This window comes from Gracilibacillus marinus (assembly GCF_042651725.1).
Classification (GTDB): Bacteria; Bacillota; Bacilli; order Bacillales; family Amphibacillaceae; genus Gracilibacillus; species Gracilibacillus marinus.
The window spans coordinates 1,399,091-1,423,716 of record NZ_JBHSDV010000001.1; the positions used below are offsets into that span (position 1 = coordinate 1,399,091).

General features: G+C 32.8%; 22 protein-coding genes. All 22 read left to right on the forward strand.

The features are described from left to right. Window positions 1–62: 62 nt before the first annotated feature. The 22 genes from ACFOZ1_RS06485 to ACFOZ1_RS06590 all read left to right on the forward strand — a co-directional run bounded on the left by ACFOZ1_RS06485 (window position 63) and on the right by ACFOZ1_RS06590 (window position 24,534). Window positions 63–785: a GntR family transcriptional regulator gene (locus ACFOZ1_RS06485; RefSeq protein WP_390197326.1), complete on the forward strand. Its 723-nt coding sequence runs from the start codon at window positions 63–65 to the stop codon at window positions 783–785. Window positions 786–1,000: 215 nt separating this feature from the next. Then, on the forward strand, window positions 1,001–2,260 hold the full coding sequence (gene yfmF / locus ACFOZ1_RS06490; RefSeq protein WP_390197328.1) for an EF-P 5-aminopentanol modification-associated protein YfmF: 1,260 nt from the start codon (window positions 1,001–1,003) through the stop codon (window positions 2,258–2,260). A 1-nt stretch (window position 2,261) separates the two neighbouring features. Then, window positions 2,262–3,545, forward strand: a complete 1,284-nt coding sequence (gene yfmH / locus ACFOZ1_RS06495) for an EF-P 5-aminopentanol modification-associated protein YfmH (protein ID WP_390197331.1) — start codon at window positions 2,262–2,264, stop codon at window positions 3,543–3,545. 8 nt (window positions 3,546–3,553) lie between these two features. Next, on the forward strand, window positions 3,554–4,273 hold the full coding sequence (ymfI, locus tag ACFOZ1_RS06500; RefSeq protein WP_390197334.1) for an elongation factor P 5-aminopentanone reductase: 720 nt from the start codon (window positions 3,554–3,556) through the stop codon (window positions 4,271–4,273). A gap of 81 nt (window positions 4,274–4,354) precedes the next feature. Then, on the forward strand, window positions 4,355–4,612 hold the full coding sequence (locus ACFOZ1_RS06505) for a DUF3243 domain-containing protein (protein WP_390197336.1): 258 nt from the start codon (window positions 4,355–4,357) through the stop codon (window positions 4,610–4,612). Window positions 4,613–4,995: 383 nt separating this feature from the next. Continuing rightward, window positions 4,996–5,892, forward strand: coding sequence for a helix-turn-helix domain-containing protein (locus tag ACFOZ1_RS06510; RefSeq protein ID WP_390197339.1), 897 nt, complete (start codon window positions 4,996–4,998; stop codon window positions 5,890–5,892). Window positions 5,893–5,955: 63 nt separating this feature from the next. After that, entirely contained in the window at window positions 5,956–6,534 is a 579-nt protein-coding gene (pgsA, locus tag ACFOZ1_RS06515) for a CDP-diacylglycerol--glycerol-3-phosphate 3-phosphatidyltransferase (protein ID WP_390197342.1), read from the forward strand. After that, window positions 6,531–7,775 carry a competence/damage-inducible protein A gene (locus ACFOZ1_RS06520; protein ID WP_390197345.1) on the forward strand — a complete coding sequence of 415 codons (1,245 nt, stop codon included), beginning with the start codon at window positions 6,531–6,533 and terminating at the stop codon, window positions 7,773–7,775. The genes pgsA and ACFOZ1_RS06520 overlap by 4 nt, the downstream gene beginning before the upstream one ends. A 176-nt stretch (window positions 7,776–7,951) precedes the next feature. After that, window positions 7,952–8,989 carry a recombinase RecA gene (gene recA / locus ACFOZ1_RS06525; protein WP_390197348.1) on the forward strand — a complete coding sequence of 346 codons (1,038 nt, stop codon included), beginning with the start codon at window positions 7,952–7,954 and terminating at the stop codon, window positions 8,987–8,989. Between the two features lie 237 nt (window positions 8,990–9,226). Continuing rightward, window positions 9,227–10,789 (forward strand): ribonuclease Y, encoded by a 1,563-nt coding sequence (gene rny / locus ACFOZ1_RS06530; RefSeq protein ID WP_390197351.1) that lies wholly within the window; start codon window positions 9,227–9,229, stop codon window positions 10,787–10,789. 68 nt (window positions 10,790–10,857) lie between these two features. Beyond that, complete coding sequence (locus ACFOZ1_RS06535; protein WP_390197353.1) at window positions 10,858–11,655, forward strand: TIGR00282 family metallophosphoesterase; 798 nt, start codon at window positions 10,858–10,860, stop codon at window positions 11,653–11,655. A 124-nt stretch (window positions 11,656–11,779) separates the two neighbouring features. Further along, entirely contained in the window at window positions 11,780–12,040 is a 261-nt protein-coding gene (locus ACFOZ1_RS06540; protein WP_089738033.1) for a stage V sporulation protein S, read from the forward strand. Window positions 12,041–12,111: 71 nt separating this feature from the next. Continuing rightward, a complete protein-coding gene (locus tag ACFOZ1_RS06545) occupies window positions 12,112–13,029 on the forward strand; it encodes a dipeptidase (protein ID WP_390197356.1) in 918 nt (305 codons plus the stop codon). A gap of 86 nt (window positions 13,030–13,115) precedes the next feature. Beyond that, window positions 13,116–14,693 (forward strand): tRNA (N6-isopentenyl adenosine(37)-C2)-methylthiotransferase MiaB, encoded by a 1,578-nt coding sequence (gene miaB / locus ACFOZ1_RS06550; RefSeq protein WP_390197358.1) that lies wholly within the window; start codon window positions 13,116–13,118, stop codon window positions 14,691–14,693. After that, entirely contained in the window at window positions 14,694–15,110 is a 417-nt protein-coding gene (locus ACFOZ1_RS06555; protein ID WP_390197360.1) for a YlbF/YmcA family competence regulator, read from the forward strand. It abuts the gene before it with no gap. A gap of 458 nt (window positions 15,111–15,568) precedes the next feature. Continuing rightward, window positions 15,569–16,132 carry an outer spore coat protein CotE gene (locus tag ACFOZ1_RS06560; RefSeq protein WP_390197363.1) on the forward strand — a complete coding sequence of 188 codons (564 nt, stop codon included), beginning with the start codon at window positions 15,569–15,571 and terminating at the stop codon, window positions 16,130–16,132. A gap of 135 nt (window positions 16,133–16,267) precedes the next feature. Beyond that, window positions 16,268–18,871 (forward strand): DNA mismatch repair protein MutS, encoded by a 2,604-nt coding sequence (gene mutS, locus ACFOZ1_RS06565; protein WP_390197366.1) that lies wholly within the window; start codon window positions 16,268–16,270, stop codon window positions 18,869–18,871. Continuing rightward, the gene (gene mutL / locus ACFOZ1_RS06570; protein WP_390197369.1) at window positions 18,872–20,725 is read left to right on the forward strand and encodes a DNA mismatch repair endonuclease MutL; all 1,854 of its coding nucleotides are present in this window, start codon (window positions 18,872–18,874) and stop codon (window positions 20,723–20,725) included. 35 nt (window positions 20,726–20,760) lie between these two features. Beyond that, on the forward strand, window positions 20,761–21,693 hold the full coding sequence (miaA, locus tag ACFOZ1_RS06575; protein WP_390197372.1) for a tRNA (adenosine(37)-N6)-dimethylallyltransferase MiaA: 933 nt from the start codon (window positions 20,761–20,763) through the stop codon (window positions 21,691–21,693). A 37-nt stretch (window positions 21,694–21,730) separates the two neighbouring features. Beyond that, on the forward strand, window positions 21,731–21,955 hold the full coding sequence (gene hfq, locus ACFOZ1_RS06580; RefSeq protein ID WP_390197375.1) for an RNA chaperone Hfq: 225 nt from the start codon (window positions 21,731–21,733) through the stop codon (window positions 21,953–21,955). 100 nt (window positions 21,956–22,055) lie between these two features. Further along, on the forward strand, window positions 22,056–23,294 hold the full coding sequence (gene hflX / locus ACFOZ1_RS06585; RefSeq protein ID WP_390198088.1) for a GTPase HflX: 1,239 nt from the start codon (window positions 22,056–22,058) through the stop codon (window positions 23,292–23,294). 7 nt (window positions 23,295–23,301) lie between these two features. Beyond that, a complete protein-coding gene (locus tag ACFOZ1_RS06590; protein ID WP_390197377.1) occupies window positions 23,302–24,534 on the forward strand; it encodes a methionine gamma-lyase family protein in 1,233 nt (410 codons plus the stop codon). Window positions 24,535–24,626 lie beyond the last annotated feature (92 nt).

The window sequence follows — 24,626 nt, forward strand, 5'->3', positions numbered from 1 at the left end:
AAAAATGGTATATTTATTTTTAATAATAATCTTTTATGGGATAAGATTGGTTGGGGGAAAATATGTTATCTGGTATGAATAATGGATCAACAACTCCGGTATTAAAACAAATAAAGTCATTAATAGAAGACGGTCATTATAAAGAAAAAGAAAAATTACCAACTGAATATGAGCTTGCGCAACAGTTTGGTGTCACGAAAAGAGAAGTTCAAGAAGCTATCTATATATTAGAACAAGAGAGATACATTATTAGACGTCCAGGTGTCGGGATTTTTGTGCATGTGAAACCAATTTTTTCATCTGGGATCGAACAGTTAGGTAGCGTTACAGAAATGATAAGACAATCAGGTAAAAAACCTGGAGTACAATATATTTCTGTTGAATTAACCACCCCGACAGATGAAGACAAAAAACGATTTGAGCCTATGGAGATAGACACTTTTGCTCAATTGGAAAGAATTCGAACAGCAGATGGAGATCCGGTCGTGTACTGTATTGATCGGATTGATCACCGATTAATGCCGTTAGAATTAATACATTCTCAAGAGTCTATTTTTCAAGCACTAAAATCTTATGCAAAAAAAGAAATAGACTATGCAGTTGCATATATTGAACCAATTGGTTATCATGAGCGTATTTCACCAATGCTTAATTGTGAACCAGATCAAGCATTACTCTTATTAAGACAAATGCATTATACAAAAGATAATGAGCCTGTTTTATATTCAGCTAATTTCTTTCGATCAGATGTATTTAGTTTTTATGTACTAAGAAAAAGAATGTAAAAAATTACACAAATGATAGGATATTGAATTTTTGAAGATCTGGCATAAACCGGGTCTTTTTTCTTTAAACCTAAGTAGCACAGTTCATCTTTAAAAATACTTTCTATAAGCATAATAAGTATGATAATTTGATACAATAGAAAATAAGTCTATGAAGTATGAAAAGGATGAAAGATTCATTTAATATCGAACACTAAACAAAAAGGAGTAATCAAATGGAGAAAATAATGAATAAAGATGGGTATGATTTACATTTATTACAGACTAAAAAGTTCAAAACCATTCATTTATCACTTAAATTTACGACAGAATTATGTCGAGAGGTAGTAACGAATAGAGCTTTATTACCTTATTTATTACAACAAGCAACTGCTACATATCCAACAGCAACAAAACTACGTCAAAAATTAGATGAATTGTATGGTGCCATTTTACATATTGACAGTAGCAAAAAAGGAGAAAACAGCATATTAACATTTCGCCTTGAAATCATTAATGATCAATTTTTACAAGATAAAAGTTCTTTAATTGAAGAAGCACTTCAATTATTAAAAGATGTAATTTACAACCCGAAGTTAGAAAATAATGGATTTGATAACAAAATACTCGAGAGAGAAAAGCAAACACTTAAAAACAAAATGGAATCGTTAAACGAAGATAAAATGAGTTTGGCGAATACAAGAATGATTGAAGAAATGTGTGCAGACGAACCGTATCATCTACGGGTACATGGTTATGAGGAAGATTTAGATACAATCACATCAGAAAGTTTATACAATTATTACGAAGAGTTACTTACAAGTGATCGATTAGATGTCTATGTTGTTGGTGATATTGAAAATACGCCGATCGAAAAATTAATTGATGAGACAATTAACAGAAAAAAACAAGCAAGTATAGCTACAAAAAAATCGAACTCTCATCATAGCGTAGATAAAGTCTTAGTTGAACATGATCAAATACAACAAGCTAAATTGCATTTTGGATTTCGCACAAATATAACATTTAATGATCAAGATTATGCAGCACTTCATGTATTTAACGGACTTTTTGGAGGATTTCCAAGTTCTAAGTTATTTATGAATGTACGCGAAAAACATAGTTTAGCATACTATGCTGCATCGAGAATAGAGAGTCATAAAGGTTTATTATTTGTATTTAGCGGTATTGCTCCTAACCAATACGAAAAAGCGAAAGAAATTATATTGGAACAAATGGAGCAAATGAGAAGCGGACAATTTACAGAAGAGCAAGTAGAAGAAACGAAAGAAATGACAATAAATCAACTGAAAGAAACGTTGGACAATCCACAAGGAATGATTGAATTACATTATCAGAGTGTTTTAGCTAATTCTGACAAATCTCCAGAAGATTTAATTGCAGATGTAAAGCGAGTGACGAAGCAAGATGTGTTAGATGTAAGTAAAAAGATAGTCCTTAATATGACTTATTTACTTACAAGTGAGGAGGGATAAGATGGAGAAACTATATTACAACCAAATTGATGAGACAATCTACAACAAAACATTACCTAATGGATTAAGAGTATTTTTGTTACCGAAAAAGGAAATGGCCAAAACATATGCTATTTTTACAACTAATTATGGCTCAATTGATCAATCATTTGTCCCTTTAAATGAAGAGAAACTAATTACAGTTCCTGATGGGATCGCGCATTTTTTGGAACACAAATTATTCGAAAAAGAAGACAGAGACGTGTTTCATGATTTTTCGAAATTAGGTGCTTCTGCCAATGCATTCACATCTTTTACAAAAACAGCTTATTTGTTTTCTGCCACGTCTAAAATAATGGAAAATTTAAAGGTTTTAATCGATTTTGTACAAATGCCATACTTTTCTGAGCAATCTGTTGAGAAGGAAAAGGGAATTATCGCACAAGAAATCAAAATGTATGATGATCAAGCAGACTGGAGAGCTTTTTTTGGAACGATAAAAAGTATGTACAAATCACATCCAGTTCAAATAGATATAGCAGGTACAGTTGATTCTATTAATAAAATAACAAAAGATGACTTGTACACTTGCTACAATACATTTTATCATCCGAGTAATATGGTATTGTTTGTTGCTGGAAATATTGACGTAGATGAAACAATAAAACTAATTGAAACAAATCAATTAGCTAAAGAATTTGCACCACCAGAACCAATCACAAGAAAATTCCCGGTGGAACAAGCGGAAGTAGCAGAAAAAGAATTGGAAATTATGATGCCTGTAAATGTGCCGAAAGCATTAGTTGGTGTAAAGGAAGTAGATATACCAACAGATCCTAAAGCATTCATGAAGAAGGAATACTTAATGGACATTGCAATGGATGCTATTTTTTCTCGAAGTGGGTACGCATACGAACAGTTGTATGAGGAAGGATTAATTGATCAGTCTTTCGGTTGTGAAACGCATCTTGAAAAAGAATTTGGATTCTCCATTATTGGTGGAAATTCAAAGAAACCTGTGGAATTAGCTAATGCGATTAAACATATATTACTATCTGTTAATAAGGCATCACTAGATGAAGAAACATTTGACAGAATAAAACGTAAAAAGCTTGGCCATTTGATACGTTCTCTTAACTCTCTAGAATTTATAGCTAATCAATACTCTCATTATCAATTAATTGGTATTGATTTGTTCGAAAGTATCGAGTGGTTTGAACAATTAACATATCAAGAAATGCAAGAATTTCTGTCTAACTGGATTAATGAAAAACAACTATCTGTTTGTTATGTAAACAATAAGTAATAGTAAAGGTGAATACATTGAGGAGAAATACATTAGTTGTTGGAGCTAGCGGAGATATAGGACTAGAAATAACGAAACACTTAATGAAAGAGGGAGATAATCTTTATCTTCATTATTTTCAAAATAAACCCCAATTAGATATGGATAAAGATGGGGAACAGTCCATTGTATTATTAAAAGCTGATTTAAGTAATAATGATGGGCTCGAGACATTATTAGAGCAATTGCCAAAAGAAATAGATCGTGTTATTTTTGCTAATGGTAAATCATTTATCGGTTTATTTCAGGAAATGTCACATCATCAAATGGATGCAATGATTCATTTACATGTGCATGCAGTATGGAAAATTTCAAAGCATGTGATACCATACATGATTCATAAGAAGAATGGCCAACTTATTCTAGTTACATCTATTTGGGGAGAAGTAGGTGCAAGTTGTGAAGTAGCATATTCGTCTGTAAAAGGTAGCCAAGAGTTATTTGTAAAAAGTTTAGCAAAAGAACTTGGACCTAGTGGTATTAGAGTAAATGCAGTTGCTCCAGGTTATATTGAAACAAAGATGAACCATCATTTATCACAAGAAGAAAAAGAAGTATTAGTACAAGAGATACCATTACAAGGACCCGGATTAACAGAAGATATTGCTCATTCGGTTATGTTTTTGTTAAGTGAAAAAGCGCGATATATAACAGGGGAATCTATTCGTGTGAATGGAGGTTGGTCATAATTTAATTTTCCTTATTTAGATGTATATTTTTTTGTTTATTACGAAAAATATATTTGCATCTATTATAAAGGAGGTTAAATTATGTCTGTATTAGATAACTTCGAATCATGGAAAGACTTCTTAGGTGACCGATTACATGAAGCTCAAGGAAATGGTATGAGTAACAAAGCGATATCTGAACTTGCATTTGATATAGGAAATTATTTATCAACAGAAGTTCAAGCAAAGAATGACCATGAACAGATTCTTAGAGATTTATGGAACGCAGCAGATGAAAAAGAGCAACATGCGATTGCAAATATAATGGTAAAACTAGTACAAAATGAAGGATCAAAATAATGCGGGTATGATTTTGCATTTGACAGATGTAAATTCTGTTTTGTAATTGTCTTTAAAATAAACCTTAATTCAACTAAATTAATAGTGGATTAAGGTTTTTTACATGTTATACTATTTTTGTTCACGTTTTTCATTCTTCATTTGGAATAGGAATGGAGAAAAGAGGTTTTCACTTTTCTTCACTACATTTTTAAGATATGATTGAAATATATAATAATTTATACTAAAATTTTGTAGAAGAGTCGCGAGAACAAGCATTTGTGATTTAATTTAAGGCAATAAAAAGTATCTTTAAATATAATTTCTACAATTACTACTAATTATTTCAATATAATCGTGTAATATATGTATTTTTTAAAGATTGATGATGGATGGTGTTATATATGGGAATAGGAGAAAGATTAAAACAAGAGCGTGAAGCGAAAAATTTGTCATTACAAGATATTCAAAAACAAACGAAGATTCAAACGCGTTATTTACACGCAATTGAGGAAGAAAGATTTGAAATAATGCCAGGTTCTTTTTATGTTCGAGCATTTATTAAAGAATATGCAACGGCATTGCAATTGAATGCAGAAGATTTGATGAGTGAATATGAACGTGATTTACCATTTGATAAAGAAGAGAAAGTAGCTTTATCAAGAGTTAGCAGTAGCAAGAAGAATAAACCAATTTCAAAAACACCTAGTTTCTTTTCATTTTTACCTACTATTATTGTCATTGTATTAATCATTGGTATTCTTGTTATTTACTGGGCCCTTCAAAATAATGATAAACCAGATGATTCAAACGCTAATGATAACACAATTGAAAGTGGTGAAGGTTCTGCTGACGAAGTAACAATACCACCAGTGAATTCTGACCAACCTTCTAATGATGAGGAAAATCAAGAGAGTGCATCAGATGACACACAAGATACGTCAGACGAAGATACAACAAATGAATCTAATACAACCATACAATTAGAACAATATGCAAACAATGAATCCACTTATCAGTTAAGTACAAGTGAAGCGGAAGTTATTCTTACAATTGAAACAACAGATCAGAATTGGATGCAAGTGGAAGATGTAAATGGAGAACAATTTATGTACAAGACATTTACAAATGAGGAGTCACCTGCTGAAATCAACATTAGTTCAACTGAAGAATTATTTATTCGTTTTGGAAATCCAAGTACAGTGACTTTCTTTATAAATGGTGAGAAAATAGAGTTATCTGAAGAAATTGGTAATACAACAACCCCGCAAAATATGTATATTAACATAGAAAAACAATAGATGTTTGCCCCCTTCATGTACTTTAAAGGGGGTGTTTCTATCAATTAAACAGAGGTGAATAGAATGAACATACCTAATAAAATTACATTATCACGTATTATGCTTATCCCATTCTTTATTTTATTGTTAAGTTATCCATTTGATTGGGGGACTGTTTCATTACTTGAAGTGGAGATAAACACAGCTCAATTTATTGCAGTACTTATATTTGCTATTGCGTCTGCAACAGATTGGTTAGATGGTTATTATGCGAGAAAGTATAACTTAGTTACCAACTTGGGGAAATTTTTAGATCCAATGGCAGATAAACTACTAGTATCAGCTGCTTTTATCTTATTAATTACTTTGGATTTAGCTCCTGCTTGGATTGTTATTATTATAATTAGTCGAGAGTTTGCTGTGACAGGATTAAGATTAGTAGCAGCTGGGGAAGGTATTGTACTTGCTGCAGGTAAATCAGGAAAGTTAAAAACAGTGTTACAAATTCTCGCTATTATTATTTTATTATTGAATGATTTCCCGTTTCAATTTTTACCATTTTCGTTAGGTGAAGTCTTTCTGTATTTAGCACTCTTATTAACTGTAATATCTGGAATAGAGTATTTTTCTAAAAATTGGCACGTGATGGAGGATTCCAAGTGAGTCAACAAATTAGAGCAGAGTTAATATCTGTAGGAACAGAATTATTATTAGGACAGATTGCAAATACAAATGCACAATGGATTTCAAAACATTTAGCTAATAGTGGAATTTCTGTTTACTATCATACAGTAGTTGGGGACAATTTAGCGAGACTTGCACAAGTATTCGAAAATTCAAAGCGTTCAGATGTTGTTATTGTTACAGGTGGATTAGGTCCAACTGAAGATGATTTAACAAGAGAAGCTTTTCAACAAACAACAGGTCTTTCAATTATAGAGCATGAGCCGACTATTCAATCTATTGAAGAATATTTTAAGAGAACCAATCGACAGATGACACCAAACAATCGAAAACAAGCAAATATTTTTGAAGGATCTATCGTATTTGAAAATTCTGTAGGTATCGCACCAGGTATTGCGATTGATTATAATGATACTACATACATATTTACACCAGGAGTGCCAAGTGAAATGAAAGCAATTATGAGTGAATTTGTAATTCCTCATCTTGTGCAAAAATATCATTTGAACCACATCATTCATTCGAAAGTATTACGTTTTATTGGGATTGGAGAATCGCAATTAGAGCATGAACTTCAAACTCTAATTTCCAATCAAACTAATCCAACCATAGCACCACTAGCAAAAGAAGGGGAAGTAACACTTCGTTTATCTGCATTTGCTGATAATAAAGAAGATGCTACTCAATTAATTAACACGACAGAAAAAGAAATTTTAAGTATTGTAGGGAATTACTTATATGGATATGATGATGAAACAATTGCTCAAAAAGTTGTAGAACGATTAAAAGAAAACCAACTGACAATAGCGAGTGCAGAAAGTTTAACAGGGGGGTTATTTTCAAGTACAATTGTAGATATCCCTGAGGCATCTCATGTATTAAATGGTGCAGCAACAGTGTATAGTCCAACGGCAAAAGAACATGTGCTGGATATTCCTGAACTAATTATATCAAAGCATGGTACTGTCAGCTCAGAATGTGCTGAATTAATGGCGAAACAAGTGAAGAAATTGTATCAATCAGATATCGGCATTAGTTTTACTGGTGTAGCAGGTCCTACGATGTCTGAAGGAAAAGATGTAGGAACTGTTTTTATTTCTATATGTGATCAATACGATAATTGTCATACTGTTAAACATCTTTTTAATGGAAATCGATTCACAATTCGTACTAGAGCGGTGAAAAAGGGATTGGAAAGGTTATATCAATTAATAAAATAATCATTTCAAGCACATTTTCTTTAGAATCTTTTAAGAAAATGTGCTTATTTTATAATAATCTACTAGTTTTGTTCATAAATGCAATAAAAAAAGGGAACATTTATTCGTTTTTTGCTTGATAAATTCTCTGAAACAATATAAGATATTACTTAGGGAATTTAAAGGAGGAATTATTAATGAGTGATCGTAAACAAGCCTTAGACCAGGCGTTAAAACAAATAGAAAAGCAATTCGGTAAAGGTTCTATAATGAAACTAGGAGAGCAAGCAGAACAACGAGTATCTACTGTACCTAGTGGTTCTATTACATTAGATATTGCTTTAGGAGTTGGCGGATACCCACGTGGACGTGTTATTGAAATATATGGTCCTGAATCTTCTGGTAAAACAACAGTATCACTACATGCAATTGCAGAAGCGCAAAAAGCAGGTGGGCAAGCAGCATTTATTGATGCTGAACACGCACTTGATCCAGTTTATGCAAGAAAATTAGGCGTAGATGTAGACGAACTTCTATTATCTCAACCAGATACTGGGGAGCAAGCATTAGAAATCGCAGAAGCCCTTGTTAGAAGTGGTGCTGTTGATATGGTTGTCATTGACTCTGTAGCAGCATTAGTACCTAAAGCAGAAATTGAAGGTGAAATGGGAGATTCTCATGTCGGGTTACAAGCACGATTAATGTCTCAAGCCTTACGTAAATTATCTGGTGCAATTAATAAATCAAAAACAACAGCAATCTTTATTAACCAAATTCGTGAAAAAGTTGGGGTTATGTTTGGGAATCCTGAAACAACGCCAGGTGGTCGTGCGCTTAAATTCTATTCTTCTGTTCGACTTGAGGTAAGACGTGCAGAAACATTAAAAATTGGAAATGATATGGTCGGAAATAGAACACGTATTAAAGTAGTAAAAAATAAAGTTGCACCACCTTTCAAACAAGCTGAAGTTGATATTATGTATGGTGAAGGTATTTCACATGAAGGTGAGATATTAGATATTGGTGCCGATTTAGATATTGTACTAAAAAGTGGTGCATGGTATTCATATAATGAAGAACGCTTAGGTCAAGGTAGAGAGAATGCAAAACAATTTTTGAAAGAACATCCAGAAATCGCTTCAGAAATTCATCTAGCAATTCGAGATCATTATGGACTAGATGAAGTAAATGCAGAAAATCAAGCAGAAGAACAATTACAATTAGACGAAGAATAAGTTTAATAAAAAGACAGTCCATTTTAAAGAAATTTGGACTGTTTTTTTAGTTATATATACAGATTTTTTAAGGATTTCTATCGAAAGATTCTCCAATCCTTGACATCAAGTAAATGGAAGATTAAAATTAAAATGTATAATTTTTAAATTGTTATACATTACATTAAAAAAAAGTATTCATTGTACATGCCGACTTTAAAAATTTTGTACAAGTTTATAGCAAGAGGAGGTGAAATTATGGACTTAATTTATGTTGTACTCATCTCCATTTTGCTTGCATTTGTCGGTATTGTTGTTGGTTATTCGATTCGAAAAAGAATTGCGGAGAAGAAGATTTCGAGTGCAGAAGATTTGGCGAAACAAATTGTTGAAGAAGCCCACAAAAATGCTGAAGTAGCGAAAAAAGAAGCATTACTAGAGGCAAGGGATGAAAATCACAGAATTCGACAACAAGCTGAACAAGAGCTTCGCGAACGTAGAGTAGAAATTCAGAAGCTTGAAAGTCGTCTCATGCAGAAAGAAGAAAATTTGAATCGTAAAGATCAAACGTTGGACAAGCGTGAGTTAATGTTAGAGAAAAAAGAAAGTTCGCTAACTGAAAAACAACAACAAATTGAAGAAATGGAAAGCAAAGTTGGAGAAATGTTAAGCGAGCAACAAACAGAACTAGAGCGTATCTCTGGTTATACAACAGAACAAGCAAAACAAGTAATTTTACAACGTGTGGAAGAAGAAGTTACGCATGAAACAGCACTAATAATTAAAGAAGCTGAAAACAGAGCAAAAGAAGAAGCAGATAAAAAGGCTAAAAATATTCTTTCACTTGCGCTTCAACGTTGTGCTGCTGACCATGTAGCTGAAACAACGGTATCTGTTGTTAATCTTCCTAATGATGAGATGAAAGGTCGCATTATCGGTCGAGAGGGTAGAAATATTCGAACACTTGAAACATTAACCGGAATTGATTTAATTATTGATGATACACCTGAAGCAGTTATTCTTTCTGGATTCGACCCAATCCGTCGAGAAATTGCAAGAATTGCATTAGAAAAATTAGTGCAAGACGGTCGTATTCACCCAGCTAGAATAGAGGAAATGGTCGATAAATCAAGACGAGAAGTGGATGAATATATACGCGATTACGGTGAGCAAACCACTTTTGAAGTGGGAGTACACGGTCTTCACCCAGATTTAGTTAAAATTCTCGGGCGTTTGAAATACAGAACAAGTTATGGACAAAATGTATTAAAGCATTCTACTGAAGTAGCTTATTTATCTGGATTACTAGCTGCTGAGCTCGGAGAAGATCAAACATTGGCTAAAAGAGCTGGATTACTTCATGATATTGGAAAAGCAATTGATCATGAAGTAGAAGGAAGTCATGTGGAAATAGGTAAAGAGCTTGCTAGCAAGTATAAAGAGAATGAAGTAGTGGTGAATGCAATAGCTTCACACCATGGGGATGAAGAACCAACTTCCGTAATTTCTGTTATTGTTGCAGCAGCTGATGCTTTATCTGCTGCTCGACCTGGAGCTCGAAGTGAAACATTGGAAAATTACATTAAGAGACTTGAAAAATTAGAAGAAATTTCTGAGTCGTATGATGGAGTAGAAAAGTCATTTGCAATTCAAGCAGGTAGAGAGATTAGAATTATCGTTAAACCTGACGAGATTGACGATTTAGAAGCATCAAAAGTTGCACGTGATATCCGTAAACGAATTGAGAGTGAACTAGATTATCCTGGACATATTAAAGTTACGGTTATTCGCGAAACTAGAACTGTAGAATATGCTAAATAAAGTGACCATTATGGTCACTTTATTTATTAACTTTACAATTTTACAGAAGTGAAGAAAGGAATTAATCAATGAAAATATTATTCATCGGAGATATTGTGGGTTCACCTGGAAGAGATATGGTACAACAGTATTTGCCAAAATTAAAAGGAAAATATAATCCACATGTTACAATTGTGAACGGAGAAAATGCAGCAAGTGGTAAAGGATTAACAGAGAAGATTTACAAAAACTTTTTAGAATGGGGTACGAATGCCGTAACGATGGGGAACCATACGTGGGATAAAAAAGACATATTTCAATTTATCGATAACGCAACGTATCTAGTACGACCAGGGAATTTACCTCCTGGTACGCCAGGGAATGATATCGTATTTATCAAATCAAACGGAAAAGAAATAGCAGTAATTAATATATTAGGTAGAACATTTATGCAACCTGTAGATGATCCTTTCCGCAAAATAGATGAGTTAATTGAACAAGCCAAAAAAAGAACAAATATGATTTTTGTAGATTTTCATGCGGAAGCTACTAGCGAAAAACAGGCATTTGGATGGTATATTGATGGAAAAGTAAGTGCAGTTGTGGGTACACACACACATGTTCAAACAGCAGATGAAAGAATCCTTCCGAATAAGACAGCGTATATTAGCGATGTTGGTATGACAGGACCTTACAATGGAATTTTAGGGATGGAAAGAGAAGCAGTAATAAAAAAATTCTTAACGGGTCTCCCTGTAAGGTTTGAAGTTCCTAAAGAAGGGCCGACTCAACTAAGTGGTGTCATCATCGATATCGATGCAACAACTGGAAGAGCAAATAGTATAGAAAGAATTCAAATCAACGATGATCACCCTTTCTTTAACTGATGGTGTTTCATACGAATTATTCATCAATTAAAATTTAAATCTACCTGAATAAAAAGGAATATCTTCAATCGAATCGAATATAGTAAAAGTGGGATAACAATAGGAATTGAAGGAGGTAGCAGGGATGGATATATTAAAAGTTTCAGCGAAATCAAACCCTAATAAAGTAGCAGGCGCACTTGCAAATGTAGTACGTGAACGTGGTTCCGCCGAAGTTCAGGCAATTGGTGCAGGAGCATTGAACCAAGCTGTAAAAGCAGTGGCGATTGCACGTGGATTTGTAGCACCTAGTGGAGATGACCTCATTTGTATTCCAGCTTTTACGGATATTATGATTGATAATGAAGAACGAACAGCAATAAAGCTTATTGTTGAACCAAGATAAAAGTAAATAGTGACTCCTTCCTGTTTGTTTTGGACAAACAGGTTTTTATTTTATAGAAAGTAGGGGAAATCATGATTGATTGCCATTGTGATGCTCTATGGAAAATATGGGAAAAACAATATGATTTTTATAACCATCCTTTATTAGATGTGAATTATTGCAAATGGATGAAAAGTGATGTGAATGTACAATGTTTTGCAATATTTATTCCAGCTACTGTTCCAGTAGAATCTAAATTTGCTGTAGCAATACAAATGGTAGATATATTTTTTGAACAAATTATCAAACCATATCAGAATATAAAATGGATTCAAACAAAAACAGATATTGAGAATTTAAAAGACAATGAAAAAGGTGCAATGTTAACACTTGAAGGGTTAGATTGTATTGGAAATGACCTTTTTAAATTACGTATTCTTATTCAATTAGGAGTAAGAATGATTGGACTATCTTGGAATAACGCAAATCTAATGGTAGATGGCATCAAAGAAAATAGGGGTGCAGGATTAACAAATCTAGGAAAAGAAGTGATCAAACTTGCGAATAAGCATCACATATGGATTGATTTAGCGCACTGTTCTACTAATGGTTTTGAAGAAGCAATTGATTTAGTAGACTATCCAATTGTATCCCACGCCAACGCACGACAGATTTGTAATAACATAAGAAATCTAACAAACGAACAAATCAAGCGAATTATATACAAAAAAGGCTTAATTGGTATTACATTTGTAAAAGAGTTTGTTATAGATAAAGAGACAGCTACAATAGATGATTTGATTGCGCATATACAACATCTCATCAACTTAGGTGCGATGAATAATATCGTGATTGGTTCAGATTTCGATGGGGCAGATTACTTTGTGCAAGACCTTACTTCGATTCATCATATTTCTAATTTAAAGAAAAAATTAAATCAACATTACCCAGAAAATATGACAAAAAAAATATACAGCCAAAACTTTCTTGAGAAATTTCCAAGTTCATAAGATTTAGTTTTGTATTTAGTAGGATTATCCCATATAATAGATGGGGTAGTTTGTTATTGATTAGGGGTAAGAAAGGAGTTTCATAAATGAATGAAAAGCAAAGATTAGAAAGTCAACAAATTAACAGAGAAAATTCGACGGACGTAAAATCCGATACGAATGATAACTTAGATCGTTTAAAGAAACTATCAAGTGATGAATTAATATCAAAGTATTTTCAAACAACATATGAACCACCAAATTTGAAAAAAGCAAGAAGTAGAAGAAAGAAAGATGTAGATATCCATTATGATTTTGATATTCCGTTAGAAATGAAAGCAGTTGGAAAAGGGAAGAAGTTCTTAATCCGTACATATGGATGTCAAATGAATGAACATGATACAGAAATAATGGCAGGTATACTAACAAATATGGGTTATCAATCGACAGAAGATACCAATGATGCGGATATCATTTTATTAAATACATGTGCCATTCGCGAAAACGCTGAAAATAAAGTTTTTGGAGAAATCGGTCATTTAAAACCATTGAAGTTAGAAAAACCTGATTTGATTATTGGTGTATGTGGGTGTATGTCACAAGAAGAATCCGTTGTGAATCGTATTTTAAAAAAGCATCCTTTTGTCGACTTAATTTTCGGTACTCATAATATTCATCGCTTACCTACGTTGATAAATGAAGCAATGTTTGGGAAAGAAATGGTTGTGGAAGTTTGGTCTAAAGAAGGAGACATTATTGAAAATTTACCTAAAGTTAGAAATGGAAAGATTAAAGCATGGGTAAATATTATGTATGGTTGCGATAAGTTTTGTACGTACTGTATCGTACCATATACTAGAGGAAAAGAAAGAAGTAGACGACCTGAAGATATTATTCAAGAAGTTCGTCATTTAGCTGCACAAGGCTACAAAGAAGTTACGTTGCTAGGTCAAAATGTAAATGCATATGGTAAAGACCTAGATATAGATTACGGTTTAGGTGATTTAATGAATGAAATAAGTAAAATAGATATTCCTAGAATACGTTTTACTACTTCACATCCTAGAGATTTCGATGATAGATTAATTGAAGTGCTGGCACAAGGTGGCAATTTATTAGATCATATTCATTTACCTGTTCAATCTGGTAGTTCTGACATTCTAAGAGTTATGGCAAGACGTTATACAAGAGAAGACTACTTAGATCTAGTGAAGAAAATTCGTCAAGCTATGCCAAATGCAACATTAACAACAGATATTATTGTTGGATTCCCTAATGAAACGGACGAACAATTTGAAGAAACGATGACATTAATGGAAGAAGTAGGATTTGAAAGTGCGTACACATTTATTTATTCACCTAGAGAAGGCACACCTGCTGCAAAATGGGAAGATAATATTCCTATGGAAGTAAAAAAAGCTAGACTACAACGATTAAATGAGTTAGTTAATAAACAATCAAGAGAAGCGATGAAAAAATATGAAGGTAAAATTGTAAAAGTATTAGTTGAAGGTGAAAGTAAAAAAGATCCTGATGTATTGTCAGGCTATACAGAGAGAAATAAATTGGTGAATTTCAAAGGTCCAAAATCAATTATTGGAAACATAGTTGAAGTCAAAGTTACTAATGCAAAAACATGGACACTTGATGGAGAATTAATAGAGGAAGCTATTGAGGTGAAGTAAATGGCGAAATATACTAGAACTGAAATTATAGAAGAAGCACATCATTTAGCAAAAATGATGTCAGAAATCGATGAAATCGAACGTTTCAAACAACTAGAAGAAAAAATTAATGAAAATACAAAAGTACAAGCTACAATCAAAAAAATTAAAGCATTACAGAAACAAGCAGTAAATTTCCAAGCGTACGGGAAAGAAGAAGCTTTGAGAAAAGTGGAAAAAGAAATTGATCGATTGCAAGCAGAAATCGATGAAATTCCAGTAGTTCAAGAATTTAAAGAATCACAAGTTGTAATTAATGATTTATTACAGCTTGTATCTAATACTTTAGCTAGAGAGATTACAAATGAAATCATTCGTTCCACAGGTGGAGATATTCTGTCTGGTTCAACAGGTTCAGTAAAAGGACATACTTGTTAAGAATAATAGAATATTTTAATTTCAAAAATCCAAATGATTCGATCAATAACTTTCGAATCGTTTGGATTTTTTGCGTATTTAGAAGGAAACTAGATATATTTTTGAAATTTCACATGTGCTTTGCAACCGCTCTGGCTTATTTGCACATAATACTTATTAATTAGTGTAGTTTCGTATCTTATCATTCTTTTGTTGCGAAACGATACATATGACAGAGTTCGTCTCTGTGTGAAAATCAATATGTATGCATCAACCTTTTTTTAATTTCTATAACGATGATTGTTTTCTTGCTATTGATTCTTTCATCTATGTAACTTTGATAATTATTGTTACGAATTGTTAGGCGATTGCATAGGATAAATTAGAATCTATGGTCAGTAATTTTTATATAAGAATTAGGCACTATAGGTGAATATCTCGCATATGATGGATTGAAATGAAAGGGAGGTAAACATACCATGTCTTTTCTAGACCAACAATACAGAGAAATTATTACAAAAGCCGTTATTGGAAAAGGACGAAAATTCACACAAGATACTGATATCATTACACCAACTCATCGTCCAACAAGTATTTTAGGTTGTTGGATCATTAATCATAACTATCATGCAAAATTAGTGAAGAAAGATGTTGTGGAAATCCATGGAAGTTATGATGTGAACATTTGGTATTCTTATAATGACAACACAAAAACAGAAGTAGTCTCAGAACGTGTAGAATATTGTGACAAAATACCATTGTCCATTCGCGACAAACATCATTTAGGAGATGCTTGTGAAGTAATTGCAAAAGCGATTCAACAGCCAAATTGCCTAGAATGCACAATCGAGACAAGAGGCAACAAAATTAAAGTAGATGTCGAAAGAGAATTTGTTGTAGAAGTAATTGGTGAAACAAAAATCTGTGTGAAAGTAGATCCAAAAGGTAGAGTATGTGACGATGATGATTGTGACTACTCGATTTCAGATGATGAATTAGAATCCATTGATCCTGATTTCTTCAGTCATGATGATGAAGAATAAATCAAGCAGTGTGGTATCTCCACACTGTATTTTTTTGTGATCAATAATGAATTACATGTATCTTTCCTTTTTCACACGTATTTCGTTCTATGTTATAATATTTTGAGACAAGTTTAGGATTTTGGGGGATAAATAATGGGTTATACGCCAATGATTGAACAATATTTAAAAATAAAAGCAGAATATAAAGATAGCTTTTTATTTTTTCGCTTAGGCGATTTTTATGAAATGTTCTTTGAAGATGCAGTAAAAGCAGCACAAGAATTAGAAATTACATTAACGAAAAAGAATGCAGGAAAAGATGAGAAAATACCAATGTGTGGTGTACCTCATCATTCAGCTGAAAATTATATAAAAGTTTTAATAGAAAAAGGATACAAAGTTGCGATATGTGAGCAAGTAGAAGATCCTAAAACAGCTAAAGGTGTGGTCAAACGAGAAGTTGTACAAGTCATTACTCCAGGCACAGTAATTGAAGGTGCAATGTTGAAAGAACAAGAGAATAATTATCTTGCGGCAGTTACTCTTCTAGAAGATAGTCTATATGGTTTTTCATACGCAGATATGTCAACGGGTGAAATTTTCGCTATGGAGATTGAAAATAGTTGGCAAGCTGTATTAAGTGAAGTCTATAACCGGCCAATACGAGAAATTGTTATTGATGAGAACTTGAGTGATTCTGAAATAAATGATTTAAAAATTCGCATGCAGTTAACTGTTTCTCTTCCAGCGGAATATTCCAAGTTCCCTGAAGATATGAATCATTTATTAGACAATGTAAATCAGTCACATCTTTTGCCTATTTGCCAACAATTATTAATGTACTTATTCCACACACAAAAACGTGCATTTAATCATTTGAAAAAAGTACAAGTCATTCAATTAAAACAATACATGAATTTAGATATGTATTCTAAAAGAAACTTAGAAATTACACATTCTATGATGCGAAATGAGAAATTCGGTAGTTTATTGTGGGTATTGGATAAAACCATTACAGCAATGGGCGCAAGAAAAATGAAAAAATGGTTAGAAAGGCCACTACTCAGACGAGATCATATAGAGAACAGATTAGAAATTGTAACAGGATTCTATAATCAGTTTATGGAAAGAGAGAATATTCGAGAATCATTAAGATTAGTTTATGATCTAGAGAGATTATGTGGACGAGTGTCTTTCGGAAATGTGAACGGTAGAGATTTGTTACAATTAAAGAAATCATTACAACAAATTCCTCAAATTAAAGAAGGACTTGAGATATTCGACAATACTGCAATTCATCAATTAGCACAAAGAGTAATCGTCATACCAGATTTATTAGAGCTACTAGAAAGTAGTATTGCAGAAAATCCGCCAATCTCTATCAATGAGGGAAACTTACTAAAAGATGGATATAATCAAAGCTTAGATCAATACAGGCACATATCTAGGAATGGGAAGAGTTGGATTGCAGAACTCGAACAAAAAGAAAAAGAACAAACTGGGATTAAATCATTAAAAATAGGATTTAATAAAGTATTTGGATATTATATTGAAGTGACACGAGCAAACTTACATCTTATTCCAACAGACAGATACGAAAGAAAGCAAACATTAGCAAATGCAGAAAGATATATTACAAACGAATTAAAAGAAAAAGAGGAATTAATCCTAGAAGCAGAAGAAAAGAGTGTTGGATTGGAATATGAACTTTTTGTCGCATTAAGAGAAGAAATCAAAAATTTCATTCCACAGTTACAAAATTTAGCTGATATTTTAAGTGAAATAGATGTATTGCAAAGCTTTGCTACTGTAAGTGAAGAAAATAATTATGTGAGACCAAATTTTTCTAGTGACGGTCAGACTGTACTGAAAGAAAGTAGACACCCTGTCATTGAAAAAGTGATGTCAGGTGATACATTTGTGCCTAATGATGTAGCTCTAGATAATCAACAATTTATGTTACTAATTACAGGACCAAATATGTCAGGTAAGAGTACGTATATGCGGCAGCTTGCATTAACTATTGTCATGGCACAAGTAGGGTGTTTTGTACCTGCAAAAGAAGCAACTTTAGCGATATTTGACCAAATATTTACACGAATTGGTGCAGCTGATGACCTTGTTTCAGGTCAAAGTACATTCATGGTAGAAATGTTAGAAGCAAATAATGCATTACAAAACGCTACTTCTAATAGTTTAATTTTATTAGATGAAATCGGACGTGGAACAAGTACGTATGATGGAATGGCATTAGCTCAAGCAATTATGGAATATATTCATCATCAGATTCATGCAAAAACATTATTTTCTACACATTATCATGAATTAACAACATTAGATCAAGAACTGCATGGCATGAAGAATATTCATGTGAAAGCAGAAGAAGTGGATGGTAAAGTCGTCTTTTTACACCAAATACGTGAAGGTGCTGCGGATGAAAGTTATGGTATTCATGTAGCGCAATTAGCTGGACTTCCTAGTCATTTAATAAGTAGAGCAAAAATCATTTTAGATGAATTTGAATTAAAATCAAAAGAAGTATCCAACACAAACGAATTACCAAGTAATTGTAAAGAAGAACAAATTAGCTTCTTTAGTGAAGAAATAGAACCGAAAAACAAACAGACACCAAAGCAGTTAAATGAATTAGTGGAGTTATTATATTCCATGAATGTGTTAGATATGACACCAATGGAAGCGATGAATCATCTCTACACATTGCAAAAAAAAGCAAAAGGACTGAAAGGGCGTTCCTAAATGCAAATTATTCAATTACCTGATTATTTAGCTAATAAAATTGCAGCAGGAGAGGTTGTAGAAAGACCTGCATCTGTTGTGAAGGAATTAGTAGAAAATTGTGTTGATGCAAATAGTACATGGATTAAAGTAGAAGTAGAGGAAGCGGGCTTACAAACGATAAAAGTAACAGATGATGGGAATGGAATACAACGAGATGACATCAAGCGAGCATTTTTGCGACACGCTACGAGTAAAATAAAGAATGAAAATGACTTATTCCATGTGAGAACATTAGGATTCAGAGGAGAAGCATTAGCGAGTATTGCTGCTGTCAGTAGGTTGAAAATAAAAACATCCACAGGGAATGAAGCAAGTACAGTATTGCACATTGAAGGCGGCAATGTAATTAATGAAGAGAAAAGTGATGCAAGAAAAGGAACAGAGATTGTCGTATCTGATTTATTTTTTAACACACCAGCTAGATTGAAATATTTAAAAACCATTCATACAGAATTAGGCCATATTACAGATATATTAAATAGAATGGCATTGTCTCACCCACACATTCGATTTGAATTAATGCATAATTCAAAAATGATTTTTCGAACAACAGGACAAGGGGATTTACGTCAAATAGCAGCGAATATCTATGGTATGTCTGTTGCCAAACAATTCATTTCAGTAAAAACAAAAACGATGGATTACAATATACATGGATACATTGCAAAACCTGAAGTGTATCGGTCTTCAAGAAATTACATGACAACAGTGGTGAATGGTAGAGTAATTAGAAGTGTTGGATTAGCTAGGGCAATAACAAATGGCTACCATACTTTCTTACCGATTGGTAAACAACCGATTGTGATTTTAAATATTGAAATGGATCCCATTCTAATTGATGTCAATGTACATCCAACGAAATTAGAAGTTCGCTTTAGTAAAGAAAAAGAGTTGTTTACAGCAATTGAGCAAATGATTAAAGATAGTTTACACAAATTGACACTCATTCCATCTGGTAAACCTTCTTTTAAAGAAAAAGAACAATCTGTTCAACACACAATGGATTTTAATATTATTAATGATGAAGAAGTGCCAATCCGAGAAGAACCAAACGAACAATATTCCAATAATTCTTTTAATGAGTTGAAAATGGATAAAAATTCTTATGAACAGAATGAAAAAATTTTGAATGATAAAAAAGTCGATGATCCACTTGAAAATGAAGAGAACATAAACGCCCTTCAACATGAGACAACGTCAATGGAAGATGCGATTGTGGATACTAAGGAAAGAGTACCGATAATGTATCCAATTGGTCAGCATCATGGCACATATATTATTGCGCAGAATGAAGAAGGATTGTTTATTGTTGATCAGCATGCTGCTCAAGAACGTATTAAATACGAATTTTATAAGGATAAAATAGGAGACGTAGAGAGTGAATTACAAAACCTATTAGTGCCTTTAACATTTGAATTTACTCATCAAGAATCATTATATATTGAACAACATCAGCGCGATTTAAAAGCTGTAGGTCTATTTTTTGAGAATTTTGGCCAGAATACGTATATCGTCAGAGCACATCCGACATGGTTTCCTAAAGGTTGCGAATCTGAGGTTATTAGAGATATTGTAGACCAACTAATTAAAGAACAGCAGATAAATATTCATAAGTTGAGAGAAGAAACAGCTATTTTAATGTCATGTAAAAAATCTATTAAAGCAAATCATTATTTAACAACACAAGACATGCAACGTTTACTTGATGATTTACGTACATGTGAAGAACCATTTACTTGTCCTCACGGCAGACCAATTATTATCAAGTTTACGAAATACGAGATGGAAAAAATGTTTAAACGGGTAATGTAGCAACAAAGCGCAATGTTGCTTGAAAGGAATGTAGAATGAAACCAAAGATAATCGTGATAGTAGGGCCAACAGCAGTCGGAAAGACAGCTTTAAGTATTGAAATAGCGAAAAAGTTTAATGGTGAAGTGATAAGTGGAGATTCGATGCAAGTATACAAGAAATTAGATATTGGAACTGCAAAAGTAACGAAAGAAGAGATGAATGGAATTACGCATCATATGATAGATATCCTTGAACCATATGAATCTTTTTCCGTTGCAGATTTTCAAAGTAGAGTTAGAAAATGCATTGAAGATATTCATAGTCGAGGCAAAAATGTAATCATTGCTGGAGGTACCGGTCTATATATACAATCTGTTCTATACAACTATCAATTTTCGAATGAAGCAAGAGACAATCAATATGAACAAAAAATTATTGATGATATTAATACACATGGAATCGATTATGTTTACGGTCGCTTACAACAAATCGATCCAGAGCAAGCAAAAAAAATACATCCAAATAATGAAAGAAGAGTAATAAGAGCATTAGAAGTATATGACCGAACCGGCGTAACGATGACAGAGCAAAGTATACAGTCAACCAATTCGATATATGACTCTAAAATAATTGGTTTAGACATGGAGAGATCTGTACTATATAATAGAATTAACAAAAGAGTAGATGAAATGATTGCTAAAGGTTTACTAAATGAAGTACAATATATGGTAGAAAAAGACTATTTAGATTGTCAAAGTATGAAAGGGATTGGTTACAAAGAATTGATTCCATATGTACAAGGTGAAGAAAAGTTAGAAACATCGATAGAACTTTTAAAAAGAAATTCCAGACGTTTTGCAAAAAGACAGTATACTTGGTTTAGAAATAAAATGAATGTGGAATGGTATGCTATTACCTTAGAAACAAAAGACAAAGTTTTTCAAAATATTTTACTTGATTTAGAAGGATTCTTAAGAAAAAAATAGAATAAGTAACATAGAGAAAAAATGAGGAGGAAATAGGATGTCACAATCTGTAAATATTCAAGATCAATACTTAAATCAATTACGAAAAGAACGAGTTCCAGTAACTATCTTTTTAACGAATGGTTTTCAATTACGAGGAATTGTAAAAGCGTTTGATAATTTTACTGTTTTACTAGAAGTAGAAGGAAAACAACAATTAATATTCAAACATGCCATTTCGACATTTGTTCCAGCTAAAAATGTAAATTTAGATAAAGAATAGAAAGTTAGCGCTATTATCATCTAATAGCGCTAATTTTTATTAGGAAACAAATGAAATATGTAAACAGATTAAGTAAATACTATGAGAAAAAAAGAAGGTGATTGATATCGAAAAAGTAATAATCATTGCTGTAAATACAGAGCAAACAATGAGTGAACGGTTTGTTTATTCAGTAGAAGAATTAAAATCATTAACTAAAACAGCAGATGGTGAAGTAATGCATCTCATTACCCAAAATCGAAAAAGTCCACATCGTGCTACATATGTAGGTGAAGGAAAATTAGAAGAAATTAAAGAACTATGTGAAACAGATGAAATCGATGTTGTCATCATTAATGATGAACTTTCAGGTAGTCAAATTAGAAATATAACAGAAATTCTAGATGTGAAAGTTATTGATCGTAGTCAATTGATTCTTGATATATTTGCAAGTAGAGCAAGAACAAAAGAAGGTAAGCTACAAGTAGAATTAGCTCAATATGCATATATGTTACCAAGATTACATGGCCAAGGTGCTAATTTGTCTAGATTAGGTGGTGGGATAGGTACTCGTGGTCCTGGGGAAACAAAATTAGAAACAGATAGACGACATATTCAAAAACGAATGGATGAATTAAAAGCAAGACTAGATGTTGTGGTGAATCAAAGAGAACAATATCGGCTGAATCGAAAAAGAAATAAACTATTCCAAATTGCAATTGTCGGATATACAAATGCAGGGAAGTCCACACTTTTTAACAAATTAACAAGTAGTGATTCTTTACAAGAAGATAAATTGTTCGCAACTCTAGATCCATTAACTAGAAAGATGCGACTAAAAAGTGGGTTAAATGTTGCAATCACAGATACAGTTGGATTTATTCAAGATTTACCTACAGCATTAATTGCAGCATTTCGATCTACATTAGAAGAAGTAAAAGAAGCAGATTTAATTCTACATGTAATAGATGTAAATGCACCGGATAAGGAAGATCATGAGAAGACTGTACTACAATTATTAGAAGAATTAGATGCTAATGAAATTCCGTTAATTACCATTTATAACAAAAAAGATTTAATCAACGAAGAAAACTTTGTTGCTAATTCCCAACCAAGTTTATTAGTTAGTGCATTTGAGGAAAAGGATTTAGATAAAATAAAAGTAAGTATTGAAGAACGAATTCAAGACATTTGGCTTCCTTATTCTATTTTCGTGGAAGAAAATAACGGAAATTTATTATCTAGATTACAAAACGTCACATTGGTGACAAAAGAAGAATATGTGGAAGAAGCATTTAGTTACAAAGTACAAGGTTTCGTAAACAAAAATCATCCAATAATGAAAGAAATAAAGGAGTAAGTACACCGTGGAGTTTGAACAAATTGTCGAGCAAGTAGAAAGTAAAATAAAGCATCAAATAAAAGCGATAGATAATATAGAATTATTCAACCAACATAAGGTATTAGAGGCATTTAGAAAGCATCAAGTAAGTGATAGTGATTTCAATCCTACGACAGGCTATGGATATGATGATTTTGGAAGAGATAAATTAGAAGCAGTTTATGCAACCATATTTAAAGCAGAAGATGCATTAGTACGCCCTCAAATTTCGTCAGGTACACATGCAATTAGCCTTGCCTTATTTGGGGTTTTGCGTCCAGGTGATGAACTACTTTATATAACTGGGAAACCATATGATACATTACATAGTGTTATTTTTTCAAACAATGATAATAATGGCTCACTACATGATTTTGGCATTCGGTCTAAATTTGTAGAATTGAACAATAACACCATTGATATGAAAAAGGTCTATGAACAAATTACTTCTAAGACGAAGATGATTGCGATTCAACGTTCGAAAGGTTATGATAATAGACCTTCTATCACAATAAATAATATGGAACAGGTAATTACAGAAATAAAGCAAATATATCCTAATATCGTTATTTTTGTTGATAATTGTTATGGAGAATTTGTAGAAAGAAAAGAGCCAATCGAAATTGGTGCAGACATTATAGCAGGATCTCTAATAAAAAATCCTGGTGGTGGTATTGTGCGAACAGGGGGCTATGTTGTAGGGAAAGCCCAACTTATTAAACAAGCTGCAAATCGACTCACAGCACCCGGAGTCGGGAAAGAAATCGGAGCAAGCTTAGGAATGTTACAAGAAATGTACCAAGGGCTATTTTTAGCTCCACATGTCGTAAGTGAAGCTGTGAGAGGAGCTGTTTTTACATCTTATTACTTAAACTCCATCGGATTTCAAACAACACCAAATTATAATGAGATTCGTACGGATTTAATACAATCAGTTACATTTAACAATCGTGAGGAGATGATTGCATTTTGCCAAGTGATTCAAGCTTCTTCACCTATCAATGCACATGTAACACCATATCCTGCGCCAATGCCAGGTTATGATGATGATGTAATTATGGCCGCAGGGACATTTATGCAGGGAGGAAGTCTTGAATTAACAGCTGATGGTCCGATACGAGCGCCTTATACTGCATTTGTTCAAGGTGGATTAACCTATGCTCATGTAAAAATAGCCATTATACAAGCAGTCCAAAAGTTGAATAAAAAGTTAAGATAAAAATGATGTTAGTTTTCCTAACACATCTTGACACATTTGTTGCGATGCCGTTATAATGTATGTATTGATACATATTTCTATTTGAAAGAGGT